Below are 12,881 nucleotides of genomic sequence, written 5' to 3'. Positions count from 1 at the left end.
TAGAGATTAGTCCTGCAGTGCTGCGATGATTTTAGCTGCGGCTTCGTCCATAAGCGCTGGGTCGGTTGCATCCATTGCCATGGCATTTGAGAACACGAATTGGCCAATATTTGTGGTTGGGAAGACGTGAATATGGGTGTGTGGCACGTCGAAACCTGCAATGATCATGCCTGCGCGAGGCGCATCAAATGCTTTGGTAATCGCATTGCCAATTTTGTGTGCAACCGCGGTGAGCGCTGCCCACTCATCGGCGGAAAGGTCTGTCCACTTATCAACTTCCTTAATAGGGACAACCAAGGTGTGGCCGTAAGTTAACGGTTCAATTGTCAAAAATGCCACGACGGATTCATCGCGGTAGACGATGCGACCAGGGAGTTCGTTATTGATAATTTTCGTGAATACGCTTGTCATACATATAAGAGTAGTTCATTTTGGCCGCTTTGCGACTAGAATGCATAATCATGCGCATTCTTGTTATCGGATCGGGCGCCCGTGAGCACGCCCTTGTACTTGGCCTAGCAAAAGACCCAGCTGTTTCTGAGATTCATGTTGCTCCAGGCAATGTGGGTATGCAGAATGTAGCGACTGTTCATCTGGAGGCAACAGATGTTGCAAATCCTGAATTGATGCTGCAGATCGCCAAAGAAGTCGCAGCTGAACTTGTGGTGATCGGACCAGAAATTCCACTGGTTGCAGGTGTGGCAGATGTCTTGCGTGACCATGGCTTTGCCGTGTTTGGTCCTAATCAAGCAGCAGCGCAAATCGAAGGTTCAAAGGCATTTGCAAAAGATGTCATGGAAAAAGCTGGTGTGAAAACCGCTCGTGCACAGCAGTTGCTGCCAGGTGCTGATGACGCAGAAATTGAAGCCGCGTTGGATAATTTCGGCCCACAATTCGTAGTCAAAGATGATGGTCTTGCCGCTGGTAAAGGCGTGGTTGTCACCCCTGATCGCCAGGCTGCTCGCGATCACGTTGATGCCGTGCTTGCCGCTGGCAACCCAGTGTTGTTGGAATCATTCTTAGATGGTCCAGAAGTTTCGCTGTTCTGCCTAGTCGATGGTGAAACAGTAGTCCCATTATTGCCAGCGCAGGATCACAAGCGTGTCCGTGATAATGATGAAGGCCCAAATACTGGCGGCATGGGCGCGTATTGCCCATTGCCATGGTTGCCAGAAAACGGCGTGCAGCGCATCGTTGATGAAGTATGCGTGCCAGTTGCCCGCGAAATGGTGGCACGCGGTTGTGCCTATTCTGGTCTGCTTTATGCTGGTTTAGCGTGGGGACAAGACGGCCCATCGGTAGTGGAGTTCAACTGCCGCTTTGGTGATCCTGAAACCCAAGCTGTGTTGGCACTGCTGCAAACTCCGTTGGCAACCTTGCTGCATGCTGTGGCAACCGGAACTCTTGCCGAGCATCCTGCGTTGGAATGGGAAGATGGCTATGCGCTGACAGTTGTGCTAGCAGCCTATAACTACCCTGATACCCCACGTAAAGGTGACGTTATTACTGGTGCCGACCACGAGGCTGTGCGTCACGCAGGTACTGCCGTTGACGCAGAAGGCCAGTTGATTTCCGCTGGTGGTCGTGTTTTGAATGTTGTGGGAACAGGTGCAACGCTTGCAGCTGCCCGCGAGCAAGCCTATGAAGTTCTAGCTGGAATTGAGCTCGAAGGTGGTCACTACCGCAGTGATATCGCACTTCCTGCCGTAGAAGGCAAGATTCATATCTAACGTATAAAAACATTCAGCCGGTTTCCGCACCTACCATGTGCACAGGAAACCGGCTGATTTTTATAGAATGCCTATATTATTGAGCGTCTGCGTACTGCTTAGCGACGGACCAAGCTCAGCAGTTGCTTTTGGAAAACCGCAGCCAAGATGCCTACAGCAGCCACGATCACAGCAATGATGGAACCAATAAACGAAGCAGTGGAGTGACCAGCAGTTTTATCTGGGGTTACGCCAGTGGTTGGCTTTGGTGCTTGTGGAGTGGTGGTAGCAGCGCTGGTCTGCTTTGGCTTAGGCTCACTGGTTGCTGTTGCCTTGGTAGTAGGGGTGCTCGTAGCCTTTGAGCTGGTGGTCTTGGTTGGAGTTGGCGTGGTGGTCTTGGTTGGAGTTGGCGTTGTGGTCTTTGTAGCCGTTGGCGTGGTAGTCGTTGGCTTCGGTGGTGCAGCGACAACATCAATCGTGGCCGTTGTGCTGGTGCCTTTTGGATCAAGGGCATAGAGTTTGGTACCAACTGGTTGCTCTGCATACGTGACTTTTTGCCATTCACCGGTTGCAGACGCAATGATAGCGATACTTTGGAACGTTATTTGATTGTTAATCAAGACGTTGGTACCAGCAGGTGCCTTGATTTCAATGCTGGTTGGATACGCATTGCGTGCCTGAATTACCGACTGGCGTGAATCAACCTGGGTTGCAGGACCAGAAACCGTGTCGTTTTGCTGCGCATATGCAGGCAGCAGCGAGAAGGTCAATGACGCCGCAACGATTGCTCCAATAATTTTTCGCATATTGTAAACTCCCTTCAACGGTGCGCGCTTATGCCGCACACAATTTCTCATGACACTGGCAACAAATATCAACAACAATATCCATACGATGCGCTACCTACCGCGTACTTATAGCTGGTAGAACACCAAAAACCATGAATATTTAGGTCAACAGTGTCGTTGGCTGCCTAGTTACCTTAGCAGTTTCATAAGAAGAAAACTATCTTCAGATACCGGTCTGCAACGTGATTCTTTCAACACTTTTTCGCCCATATGAATCCTGTCAAACATTGATACGCAAGCCTGCTGGTCAGCGTCGTCAAGCATGCTTATCGACGCACACCGCGACCACTTTTAGCCAATAAGCAGACAAAACCGCGCAATCATGGAATAATTATCCATCGTGGCTGAAAAGAAGAAGATCTCAAATGTCCTGTCCAATCGCTATGCCTCAGCAGAAATGTCGAATCTGTGGAGCCCTGAAGCAAAGATCATCATGGAGCGCCAGCTCTGGATCGCAGTAATGAAAGCTCAGAAGGATCTCGGAGTTGAGATTCCTGCCGAAGCAATTAGCGCCTACGAAAATGTGATTGACCAAGTCGATCTTGAATCCATCGCAGCGCGGGAAAAAATTACCCGCCACGATGTCAAAGCTCGTATTGAAGAATTCAACGATCTTGCCGGGTACGAACATATCCACAAGGGTATGACCTCGCGTGATCTGACCGAAAACGTCGAACAGCTCCAAATTTACCGCTCACTCGAGCTGGTACATGGCAAAGCCGTTGCTGTAGTCGCACGCATTGCCAAGCGCGCAGCAGAATACTCCAGCCTGGTCATGGCTGGTCGCTCCCACAACGTTGCAGCACAAGCAACCACCTTGGGCAAGCGTTTTGCCTCTGCGGCAGAAGAAATGCTCATTGCAATTGAGCACACTGAAAACCTGCTCAGCCGCTACCCACTGCGGGGTATTAAAGGCCCAATGGGTACGGCTCAAGACATGCTCGATCTCATGGGCGGCGATGAAGTGAAGCTCGCAGGCCTGGAAACCCAGATTGCCGATCACCTTGGCTTTGCTCGCGTATTCGATTCCGTTGGCCAAGTCTATCCACGCTCACTGGACTTTGATGCAGTTTCCGCACTGGTCCATTTAGGTGCGGCACCTTCTTCCTTGGCGCACACCATTCGCCTGATGGCCGGTAATGAAATTGTCACCGAAGGCTTTAAAGAAGGCCAGGTAGGCTCGTCCGCAATGCCACATAAGATGAACGCACGCTCGTGTGAACGCGTTGGTGGCATGCAAGTCATTCTGCGCGGCTATCTGACCATGGTTGCTGATTTAGCTGGTCAGCAATGGAACGAAGGCGATGTATTCTGCTCGGTTATTCGCCGCGTAGCGTTGCCAGATGCCTTCTTCACACTCGACGGCATGTTTGAAACCTTCCTGACCGTTCTCGACGAATTTGGTGCATTCCCAGCCATGATCGAACGTGAACTCGAACGCTACCTGCCATTCTTGGCAACCACGCGTATTTTGATGGCTGCGGTGCGCGCCGGGGTTGGCCGCGAAACTGCGCATGAAGTTATTAAGGAAAATGCTGTGGCCGTAGCGCTGAATATGCGTGAAAATGGTGGCGAGCAGGATCTGATTCAGCGTTTGGCGCGCGATGAACGCCTGCCAATGAGCGAAGCTGATCTCCAAGCAGCGCTTGCCGATCGCCATGCGTTTATTGGTGCAGCGGAATCTCAAACCGCCCGCGTGATTGCGCGCGTCGATCTGCTGGTCTCGCGCTTCCCAGAGGTTGCACAGTACACCCCTGGTGAAATCCTGTAACCATCACGTACCTACCGCACAACGCTCCTGCTCATCACCCATGATGCACGCAGGAGCGTTGTTTTGCTTTTCGACGTTAGGGTGCTTCGTGTTCTCGCAAAAATCCGTACAACCTTGAGCAATGACGCACCAATGCTTGAACCACAACTACCTGTTCGATACCAATGTGCGCGATAAAGAAGATAGCGCAGAAACACTGCAGCATTATTGAAAATGGTTTTTAGAGGGACTTTTCTAATTGAGCTCTATAGGACTAGACTTTTTGTCTATGCGTCCTGAACTTTCCCAGTACAAGCACATTTCCGCAGGAAAAGTGCGCGAAATCTATGAGATCGACGACCATAATCTTTTGATGGTGGTTTCTGACCGTATCTCAGCTTACGACCACATTTTGGAAACCGAAATTCCAGACAAAGGTCGCATTCTTACTGCAATGAGCATGTACTTCTTCGAGCACATCAATTTCCCGAACCATCTGGCAGGCCCAATTGATGATCCTCGTATTCCACAAGAAGTACTTGGCCGAGCAATTGTTGTGAAAAAACTCAAGATGCTTCCATTCGAGTGCGTTGTACGCGGATACTTAACTGGCTCGGGCTTAAAAGAATATCAAGAGTCTGGCACGGTCTGCTCAATCGAGCTACCAGAAGGTTTGGTGGAATCCTCCAAGCTGCCAACCCCAATTTTTACTCCAGCAACCAAGGCTGAAATTGGCGATCATGACGAAAACGTTGCCTTTAGCCGTGTGGTCACCAAACTTGGTCAGCAGCGTGCTGAAGAACTGCGCGACGCAAGCATTCAGATCTATACCCAAGCTGCAGAAATGGCATTAGAACGCGGCATTATTCTGGCCGATACCAAGTTTGAGTTTGGCTTGGACGAAGATGGCCAACTGGTTTTGGCTGATGAAGTACTCACCCCTGATTCTTCCCGCTATTGGCCAGCTGATGGCTATAAGGAAGGCCAAGTTCAGCCAAGCTTCGATAAGCAATATGTGCGCAACTGGCTCACGAGTCCAAAATCTGGTTGGGAGTTGGATTCCCCAATGGCACCACCTGCACTGCCAGGTTCCGTGGTGGAAGTCACCCGCGAGCGCTATGTTGAAGCATTTGAGCGCATTACTGGTGAAAAATTCCATGAGTGGATTGGCGACTGCGTCTAACACTTACCCTGCGTGTTTATAACTAAAGGTGAGTAAGCAGGCACATAATACACGTATAAGAGGATGTAGCGTAGATGATTACACTACGTCCTCTTTTTGTATGTCATGCTTGAGTGCAACGGACGGTGGCAGCAGCACGCGCAAGCGGCAACGCAAGCGGCAACATTTCCAGCATCGTTGGAGAACAAAAAAGAAGGGCACAACGTGTGCGCCCTCCTGGAAGTACCTGATTAAACGGTTTTGTTTTTACGATTCTTTAACGTCACCGAAATAAAGAAATAGCCGATCAAGGCGAGTGTTACCCAGTTTAAATACTTATTCACCACTTCCAAAGTATCTTGTACCTGCGGGCCAAAGGTGATGCCCAGATATGCGTAGAAGCATTTCAGCAGGAAAGTAAAACCAAGCACCCAGATACTGACGACCCAGCCTTTTGCCCGTTGAATACCAGCAATGGCAACGATGACGGTTGCTGGGACTGGGGAAAACGGCAGCGTCGCTAAGAAAAAACAAAAGCCTAGGTTTTTGTAGATAAATTCTTCAGTTTTGAGAAACCAGCGCGGCGGATGATTGGCGAACATTGCGTCGATAAACTTTTTGCCCCAACGCTTGCCAATAAAAAAGTATAAAAGAAGAAATTTCACTGCACTGAGCGTTGCGACGATCAACACCAACGCCAAAAACGCATAATTTTTGCTGTGGTAGGCAGCAAGCGTTAAGACCGATAAATTCGAGCCGGTTAAGAACGTGTAGAGGAAGGTGTAATTCACCAACAGCACAGCGCGGAATGGAATCAGCGCCAGTGAATAAATACCTGCGGCAACTAATCCTCCCCAAAGCAACCAGTCAGTGCGAGTAGCACCTTGTAAATAATCTGGCAGCTCACTTTGCCAATCATCACTGTCAGGTGCAGCTGGTTGGGACGTAGCTGCTACAGGTTCTTGCTGTGATTCGTGTGCGGAGGATTCCGAACTCATACTGCTCCTTGAAAACTATTGCGAAGATTTAAGTCTAATGGAAAATCGTGAGAGACGACGATTACTGGTGGCTCGTGCGAGAGCGGGAGAAGGACATAGGCGGCAGGACACCTCGGATATCTCGGGCAGGGGCACAGGGACACAGGACACAGGGCAACCAGCGCGATTGAAGTTGCGAACTGCAATGCCGGCCACAAGGATGCGTCGTCAAGCATGCTCCAGGTTGGGGGAGAAGCAAGCATGCGTGCGCATTCGGAAATACTGGTACCGCGCCTGCATAAGGATGCACGTGGGATTGGGTGTCAAGCGACGCGTAATGGCAAAGACCGCTAGTATCGTCAAGTATGACTCTTGAAGCACCAATTGCAGCGAAAAAGCCAATGACCCGAAGCTTTCACGGGCACGATTTTGTTGATAACTATGAATGGCTGCGTGAGAAAGAATCACCAGAAACCATTGCGTATTTGGAAGCCGAAAACGCGTTTACCGATGCAGAAACCAAGCACCTGGAACCTCTGCGTGAAACGATTTACCAGGAACTCAAAGGTCGCATTAAAGAAACTGACATGTCAGTGCCGCAGCGCGCCGAGGATTACTGGTACTACTCGCGAACCGTTGAGGGACAAAGCTACGGAATTTCTTGCCGCATTCCAGTGCAACCTGGCCAAGATGCGTGGGTGCCGCCAGTAATTCCTGAAGAAGGCGAAGTTGCAGGCGAAGAGATCTTGCTTGATCTTAATGAACTTGCCGCAGGTCATGACTTCTTTTCCATGGGAGCTTCGGCTGTCACGCGAAGTGGTCGCTATTTGGCGTATTCCACCGATGTTGCAGGTGACGAGCGCTACACCCTTTATATTAAGGACTTGACCACAGGTGAGCTGCTTGATGATGTCATTGAAAATGTCTTCTACGGTGCCACCTGGATTGGCGAAGAATATGTGTTCTACACCCGCGTCGATGATGCATGGCGCCCGGATTCCATTTGGCGTCACAAGGTAGGCACGCCTGCCAGCGAAGACGTCCTGGTCTACCGCGAAGACGACATCCGCTTCGGCGTTGGCATTGGCGCAACCCGTTCCTTGAAGTACCTGTTCTTAAGCATTTCCTCGCGTACTACCTCTGAGGTTTGGGCTTTGGACACCGAGAACCCAGAAGGTGCGTTTGAGCTGGTGCTCGCGCGCGAAGAAGGCGTTGAATACGATCTCGATCATGCAGTCGTCGCTGGTCAAGACGTGTGGGTGATTAGCCACAACGTCGCTGGTCCGAATTTTGAACTCGGCTGGCAGCCAATCGATCAGCCAGTTGACCTGCGAAATCTCACAGTCTTGATGCCACATGATGACCAAATTCGCATCGATGGTGTCGACTGCTACCGTGATTTCATTTTCGTCGGCTATCGCAAGGGCGCAATTGGACGTGCTGCAGTGATGAAGCTTGACGACGCAGGGTTCCATGCCTTTGAAGAACTCACTTTCGACGAGGAACTTTATTCTGTAGGCGTCGGTGGTAATCCAGCCTGGGATGCCCCAGTTGTGAGAGTATCCTATACCTCCTTTATTACCCCAGCGAAACTGTATGACTACCACGTTGCCTCGAATACCTACACACTGTTAAAAGAGCAGGTTGTAGTCGGTGGCTATGACTCCAGCGAGTACACCTCCTATCGAGCATGGGCAGAAGCTGCCGATGGTGCGAAAATTCCAGTTTCCATTATTCATCGCGCCGATTTGGATACTTCTCAGCCGCAACCAACCATGCTCTATGCATATGGTTCCTATGAGCACAGCCTTGAACCAGGCTTTAGTGTCTTGCGCCTGTCGATGCTTGACCGTGGCATGATTCTTGCGATTGCACATATTCGTGGTGGCGGCGAGATGGGTCGAGCATGGTACGACAATGGCAAGATGCTGCAGAAGAAAAATACCTTTACCGATTTCATCGCAGTTGCCGATTACTTAATCGCACAAAACCTGACTGCTCCGCGCATGCTGGTTGCCAATGGTGGTTCTGCAGGTGGATTGCTGATGGGCGCGGTGGCAAATATGGCACCGGATCGTTTCTGTGCAATTGAGGCAGATGTACCATTTGTTGATGCGCTAACCACCATGCTCAAGCCAGAGCTGCCACTGACCGCTGGTGAGTGGGAAGAGTGGGGAAATCCGCTGGAAGATAAGGAAGTGTATGAATACATGGCTTCCTATAGTCCATATGAAAACGTCACTGCCCAGAACTATCCAAATATTTTGGCTACCACCAGCTTGAATGATACTCGCGTGTTCTATGTTGAACCGGCGAAATGGATTGCGAAGCTGCGAGATACTGCAACAGGCGGAAAGTTCTTGCTGAAAACAGAAATGGTTGCAGGACATGGCGGTGTGTCTGGTCGCTATGAATCTTGGCGTCAAGCAGCCTATGAATATGCATGGTTGATTCATCAAGCAACTGGGCTAGAGGCATAATCGGCCAATAGTTATGGTGCATTCGGCTGCTGGTGCTTAGGCCGCTGGCAGCGTGGCTGCTGGTGCTTAGGCCACTGGCCGCTGCAACCATTGATGGTCAACTGCACATACTCGTGCATGATCTTTTCGTGGCATCTCATTATGGTGGGGTGCCACGAACTGGTTTGTAGCCTTGGCGTCGTCAAGCTCAAACGATGCAGGCGCAAGAGTAGCTGTCTGCCTTGCATAAGCCGCCGAAAAGCACAGCGAATAGCTGGCAGGAAATGCGTGAAACATGCCGATTGCAGTGCTGTTTTGTGTGATCGAAGAGCACTTGAGCACAGCAGTGATCTGAAGTCGAAATCTTCGATAGACAAAATGTTAGGTTCACCATGTAAGCTGTGGGGGGACGTCCAGAAATCTGGATGCCAGCTAACAAAACCGCCCACATGTTGATTTGAGGAGCTTCCAACGTGGCCCGTGTAGTTGTCAATGTCATGCCAAAGACCGAAATCCTAGACCCACAAGGTCAGGCTGTTGTTCGCGCGCTTGGTCGTATCGGTGTTGAAGGTATCGCCGATGTTCGTCAAGGTAAGCGTTTCGAAATTGAAGTCGATGAGACAGTCACCAAAGAGCAGCTTGAAAAGGTTGCTGAAACCTTGCTCGCCAACACTGTCATTGAAGATTTCGAGGTATTGTTCGAGGCAGCGAAGTAATGAGTGCAAAAATTGGTGTAATTACCTTCCCTGGCACCCTTGATGATGTCGATGCAGCACGCGCGGCGCGTTTAGCTGGTGCGGAAGTTGTGAGCCTCTGGCACGCTGATGCTGATTTGCACGGCGTCGATGGTGTTGTTGTTCCAGGTGGATTCTCCTATGGTGACTACCTGCGTACGGGCGCAATCTCTGCCCTTGCTCCTGTGATGCGTTCAGTGATTGACGCAGCCGGTAAAGGCATGCCAGTGCTGGGCATTTGTAATGGTTTCCAAATTCTGACCGAAGCAAAACTTCTCCCAGGTGCCTTGACTCGTAATCAGGGTCTGCACTTCCATTGTGTTGATACGCATTTAGTGGTGGAAAATAACTCCACCGCGTGGACGAATACGCTTTCTGCAGGCCAAAAGATTCTGGTTCCTGCAAAGCACGGTGAGGGTCGTTTCCAGGCTTCGAAAGAAACCGTCGAAATGCTCGAAGGCGAAGGTCGCGTAGTGTTCCGCTACACCGACAATTTCAATGGTTCTGTCAACGGCATTGCTGGTGTGACCAATGAGACCGGCCGCGTGGTTGGTTTGATGCCACACCCAGAGCACGCCGTTGAAGATCTGACCGGCCCATCGGTGGACGGTCTGCAGCTATTCTTGTCCGCTATTGGCACCATTGCTGCTTAAGCAGTACAAATAAGGAACTTTATTCCATGACTACGTTTAACGACACTGTTGAAGCAGCAACAGCAAACCCTGATCTTGAGCAGCCATATGCTTCCCTTGGCCTAAAAGACGACGAGTACCAGCGCATTAAGGACATCCTCGGACGCCGTCCAACCGATGCCGAACTTGGCATGTACTCCGTAATGTGGTCTGAGCACTGCTCCTATAAATCTTCCAAGACCCACCTGCGCTACTTCGGTGAAACCACCACCGAAGAAATGGGTTCCAAGATCCTCGCTGGTATCGGCGAAAACGCAGGTGTTGTTGATATCGGAGATGGCAACGCTGTTACCTTCCGCGTTGAGTCCCACAACCATCCTTCCTATGTTGAGCCACACCAAGGTGCAGCAACCGGTGTTGGCGGTATCGTTCGTGACATCATGGCAATGGGTGCTCGCCCAATTGCTGTGATGGACCAGCTGCGTTTCGGCCCAGCTGATGCTCCAGATACCCGCCGCGTGCTGCCAGGTGTCGTCGATGGTATTTCCCATTACGGCAACTGCCTTGGCCTGCCAAATATCGGCGGTGAAACCGTTTTCGACGAAACCTATGCCGGTAACCCACTGGTCAACGCATTGTGCGTGGGTACGTTGAAGGTTGATGATCTCAAACTCGCATTCGCCTCTGGTCTGGGCAACAAAGTTATGCTCTTTGGTTCCCGCACTGGTCTAGACGGCATTGGTGGCGTTTCGGTGTTGGCATCGGACACCTTCGAAGAAGGCGCTGAGCGCAAGTTGCCTGCTGTTCAGGTTGGCGACCCATTCGCAGAAAAAGTTTTGATTGAGTGCTGTTTGGACCTCTACAAAGCTGGTGTGGTTGTAGGTATCCAAGACTTAGGTGGCGCTGGTCTTGCCTGCGCAACCTCTGAGCTGGCTGCGTCTGGCGACGGCGGTATGGAAATCAACCTGGATGCCGTTCCACTGCGCGCTGAAAACATGCTGGCTGCCGAAATCCTTTGCTCGGAGTCGCAGGAACGCATGTGCGCAATCGTGCGCCCAGAAGACGTCGAACGCTTCAAGGAAATCTGTGCGCACTGGGATGTCCCAGTCGCTGAAATCGGTGAAGTTACCGACGGCGACCGTCTGATTATTCGTCACCGCGGCGAAACTGTCGTGACAGCTCCAGCACACACCATCGCAAACGAAGGCCCTGTCTACGAGCGCCCTTGGGCACGTCCTGACTGGCAAGATGAGCTCCAGGTATTCCAAGGCGTTGAAAAGCCAACCGAGGCTGCTGATATCCGCCAGGCACTGCTGGATATGATTGCATCTCCTGCATTGTGCTCTCGTGCGTTTATCACCGAGCAGTATGACCGCTATGTTCGTGGCAATACCGTACAGGCAAAGAACGCCGACGCAGGTGTGCTGCGCATTGACGAAGAAACCAACCGTGGCGTTGCTGTTTCCGCAGATGCTTCTGGCCGTTACACCAAGCTGTGCCCAAATACCGGCGCACGTTTGGCATTGGCTGAGGCATACCGCAACGTTGCTGTCACCGGCGCTCGTCCAGTGGCTGTCACCAACTGCTTGAACTATGGTTCCCCAGAAGATCCAGCAGTAATGTGGCAATTCCGCGAATCAGTTCACGGCTTGGCTGATGGCTGTCAGGAACTTGGCATTCCAGTTTCCGGCGGCAACGTTTCCTTCTACAACCAAACCGGTACGGAAGCAATTTTGCCAACTCCAGTTGTCGGCGTGCTCGGCGTGCTTGACGACGTCCGCAACTCGATCGGCAACCAGCTTGGCAAAGTTGACGGTGTGGAAGAACTCTACCTGCTTGGCGAAACCTTCGACGAGTTCGGCGGTTCCATCTGGCAGCAAGTCTCTGGTGCTGGTCTCAACGGCCTGCCACCAAAGGTTGATCTTGCGAATGAAGAAAAGCTGGTGGAATTCTTCCAGGCACACGAAATCGTTTCGGCTGCTCATGACCTTTCTGAAGGTGGCTTGGGTTCTGCTTTGGCAGAGATGGCACTGCAAGCAGGTGTTGGTATGGATCTGGATCTTTCTGAGGTCTTTGCCGATACCTTCACGGCATTGTTCTCTGAGTCTGCATCTCGTGCAGTTGTTGCAACCCAAGATGGCGCAGCTGTCGTGGCTCGTGCACAAGAACTCGGCATTCCAGTGATCAAGCTTGGTACCACCACCGAGACAGATATTTTCGCTGTCAAGGGCAATGGTGTGGAGTTTGAGGTTCCAGTTGCTGAGCTGCACGCAGCTTGGTCTGACACCTTGCCACGTTTGTTCGGCCATGCAGTAGGCGCGAACTCTGTGGTTGATTAATCACATCTTTTCGACACTGACACCTCGTGAACGCACAAACAGCGGACACGAGGTGTTGTGCTATCTGCAGGCGATTTGCAGCGCACGGTGCGCTGGGCGAGACAGGTGGTTCGCAGCGCAGGCTCTTAGAAAATGCAGGTGGTTCGCAGCGCAGCGCAAGGACTGCACACAGCCTCGCCCCCTCAACACTCTCGCGCGCCGCGTAGACCCTAAGCCCCGGCAGCGTGCAGGCGTCGTCAAGTCTGGTATGCCGCCTACACTCCTCTGGCAT

At 51.5% G+C, this 12,881-nt stretch carries 10 protein-coding genes; 7 read left to right on the top strand and 3 right to left on the bottom strand.

Features of this window, described 5'->3' with window-relative positions:
• Nucleotides 1–6: 6 nt before the first annotated feature.
• Entirely contained in the window at nucleotides 7–411 is a 405-nt protein-coding gene (locus NXS99_RS06890) for an HIT family protein (RefSeq protein WP_259287929.1), read from the bottom strand.
• A gap of 50 nt (nucleotides 412–461) precedes the next feature.
• On the opposite strand from NXS99_RS06890, the gene purD reads away from it, so the two are divergent.
• A complete protein-coding gene (purD, locus tag NXS99_RS06885; RefSeq protein ID WP_259287928.1) occupies nucleotides 462–1,730 on the top strand; it encodes a phosphoribosylamine--glycine ligase in 1,269 nt (422 codons plus the stop codon).
• A 98-nt stretch (nucleotides 1,731–1,828) separates the two neighbouring features.
• Here the strand turns inward: purD and NXS99_RS06880 are convergent, their stop codons facing one another.
• Nucleotides 1,829–2,515 carry a hypothetical protein gene (locus tag NXS99_RS06880; RefSeq protein WP_259287927.1) on the bottom strand — a complete coding sequence of 229 codons (687 nt, stop codon included), beginning with the start codon at nucleotides 2,513–2,515 and terminating at the stop codon, nucleotides 1,829–1,831.
• Nucleotides 2,516–2,897: 382 nt separating this feature from the next.
• Between NXS99_RS06880 and purB the strand changes: the two genes are divergently transcribed.
• Both purB and NXS99_RS06870 read left to right on the top strand, forming a co-directional pair.
• On the top strand, nucleotides 2,898–4,328 hold the full coding sequence (gene purB, locus NXS99_RS06875) for an adenylosuccinate lyase (protein WP_259287926.1): 1,431 nt from the start codon (nucleotides 2,898–2,900) through the stop codon (nucleotides 4,326–4,328).
• Between the two features lie 268 nt (nucleotides 4,329–4,596).
• Nucleotides 4,597–5,490: a phosphoribosylaminoimidazolesuccinocarboxamide synthase gene (locus NXS99_RS06870; RefSeq protein ID WP_259287925.1), complete on the top strand. Its 894-nt coding sequence runs from the start codon at nucleotides 4,597–4,599 to the stop codon at nucleotides 5,488–5,490.
• Nucleotides 5,491–5,720: 230 nt separating this feature from the next.
• Here the strand turns inward: NXS99_RS06870 and NXS99_RS06865 are convergent, their stop codons facing one another.
• Nucleotides 5,721–6,467 carry a DedA family protein gene (locus NXS99_RS06865; protein ID WP_259287924.1) on the bottom strand — a complete coding sequence of 249 codons (747 nt, stop codon included), beginning with the start codon at nucleotides 6,465–6,467 and terminating at the stop codon, nucleotides 5,721–5,723.
• Between the two features lie 344 nt (nucleotides 6,468–6,811).
• Between NXS99_RS06865 and NXS99_RS06860 the strand changes: the two genes are divergently transcribed.
• The 4 genes from NXS99_RS06860 to purL all read left to right on the top strand — a co-directional run bounded on the left by NXS99_RS06860 (nucleotide 6,812) and on the right by purL (nucleotide 12,610).
• Nucleotides 6,812–8,926 (top strand): S9 family peptidase, encoded by a 2,115-nt coding sequence (locus NXS99_RS06860; protein ID WP_259287923.1) that lies wholly within the window; start codon nucleotides 6,812–6,814, stop codon nucleotides 8,924–8,926.
• A gap of 452 nt (nucleotides 8,927–9,378) precedes the next feature.
• Complete coding sequence (gene purS / locus NXS99_RS06855; protein ID WP_259287922.1) at nucleotides 9,379–9,621, top strand: phosphoribosylformylglycinamidine synthase subunit PurS; 243 nt, start codon at nucleotides 9,379–9,381, stop codon at nucleotides 9,619–9,621.
• A complete protein-coding gene (purQ, locus tag NXS99_RS06850; protein WP_259287921.1) occupies nucleotides 9,621–10,292 on the top strand; it encodes a phosphoribosylformylglycinamidine synthase subunit PurQ in 672 nt (223 codons plus the stop codon). The genes purS and purQ overlap by 1 nt, the downstream gene beginning before the upstream one ends.
• A 26-nt stretch (nucleotides 10,293–10,318) precedes the next feature.
• A complete protein-coding gene (gene purL, locus NXS99_RS06845; RefSeq protein WP_259287920.1) occupies nucleotides 10,319–12,610 on the top strand; it encodes a phosphoribosylformylglycinamidine synthase subunit PurL in 2,292 nt (763 codons plus the stop codon).
• Nucleotides 12,611–12,881 lie beyond the last annotated feature (271 nt).

The sequence above is a fragment of the Corynebacterium sp. HS2168-gen11 genome (assembly GCF_024834075.1).
Taxonomy (GTDB): Bacteria; Actinomycetota; Actinomycetes; order Mycobacteriales; family Mycobacteriaceae; genus Corynebacterium.
Note: the sequence above shows the minus strand (reverse complement) of the source record. Positions and strands in the feature narration are given on the sequence as shown.

Coding starts and splice junctions, on each gene's coding strand:
- NXS99_RS06890 (WP_259287929.1), bottom strand. CDS start 411: ATGACAAGCGTATTCACGAAAATTATCAATAACGAACTCCCTGGTCGC.
- purD (WP_259287928.1), top strand. CDS start 462: ATGCGCATTCTTGTTATCGGATCGGGCGCCCGTGAGCACGCCCTTGTA.
- NXS99_RS06880 (WP_259287927.1), bottom strand. CDS start 2,515: ATGCGAAAAATTATTGGAGCAATCGTTGCGGCGTCATTGACCTTCTCG.
- NXS99_RS06870 (WP_259287925.1), top strand. CDS start 4,597: ATGCGTCCTGAACTTTCCCAGTACAAGCACATTTCCGCAGGAAAAGTG.
- NXS99_RS06865 (WP_259287924.1), bottom strand. CDS start 6,467: ATGAGTTCGGAATCCTCCGCACACGAATCACAGCAAGAACCTGTAGCA.
- NXS99_RS06860 (WP_259287923.1), top strand. CDS start 6,812: ATGACTCTTGAAGCACCAATTGCAGCGAAAAAGCCAATGACCCGAAGC.
- purQ (WP_259287921.1), top strand. CDS start 9,621: ATGAGTGCAAAAATTGGTGTAATTACCTTCCCTGGCACCCTTGATGAT.
- purL (WP_259287920.1), top strand. CDS start 10,319: ATGACTACGTTTAACGACACTGTTGAAGCAGCAACAGCAAACCCTGAT.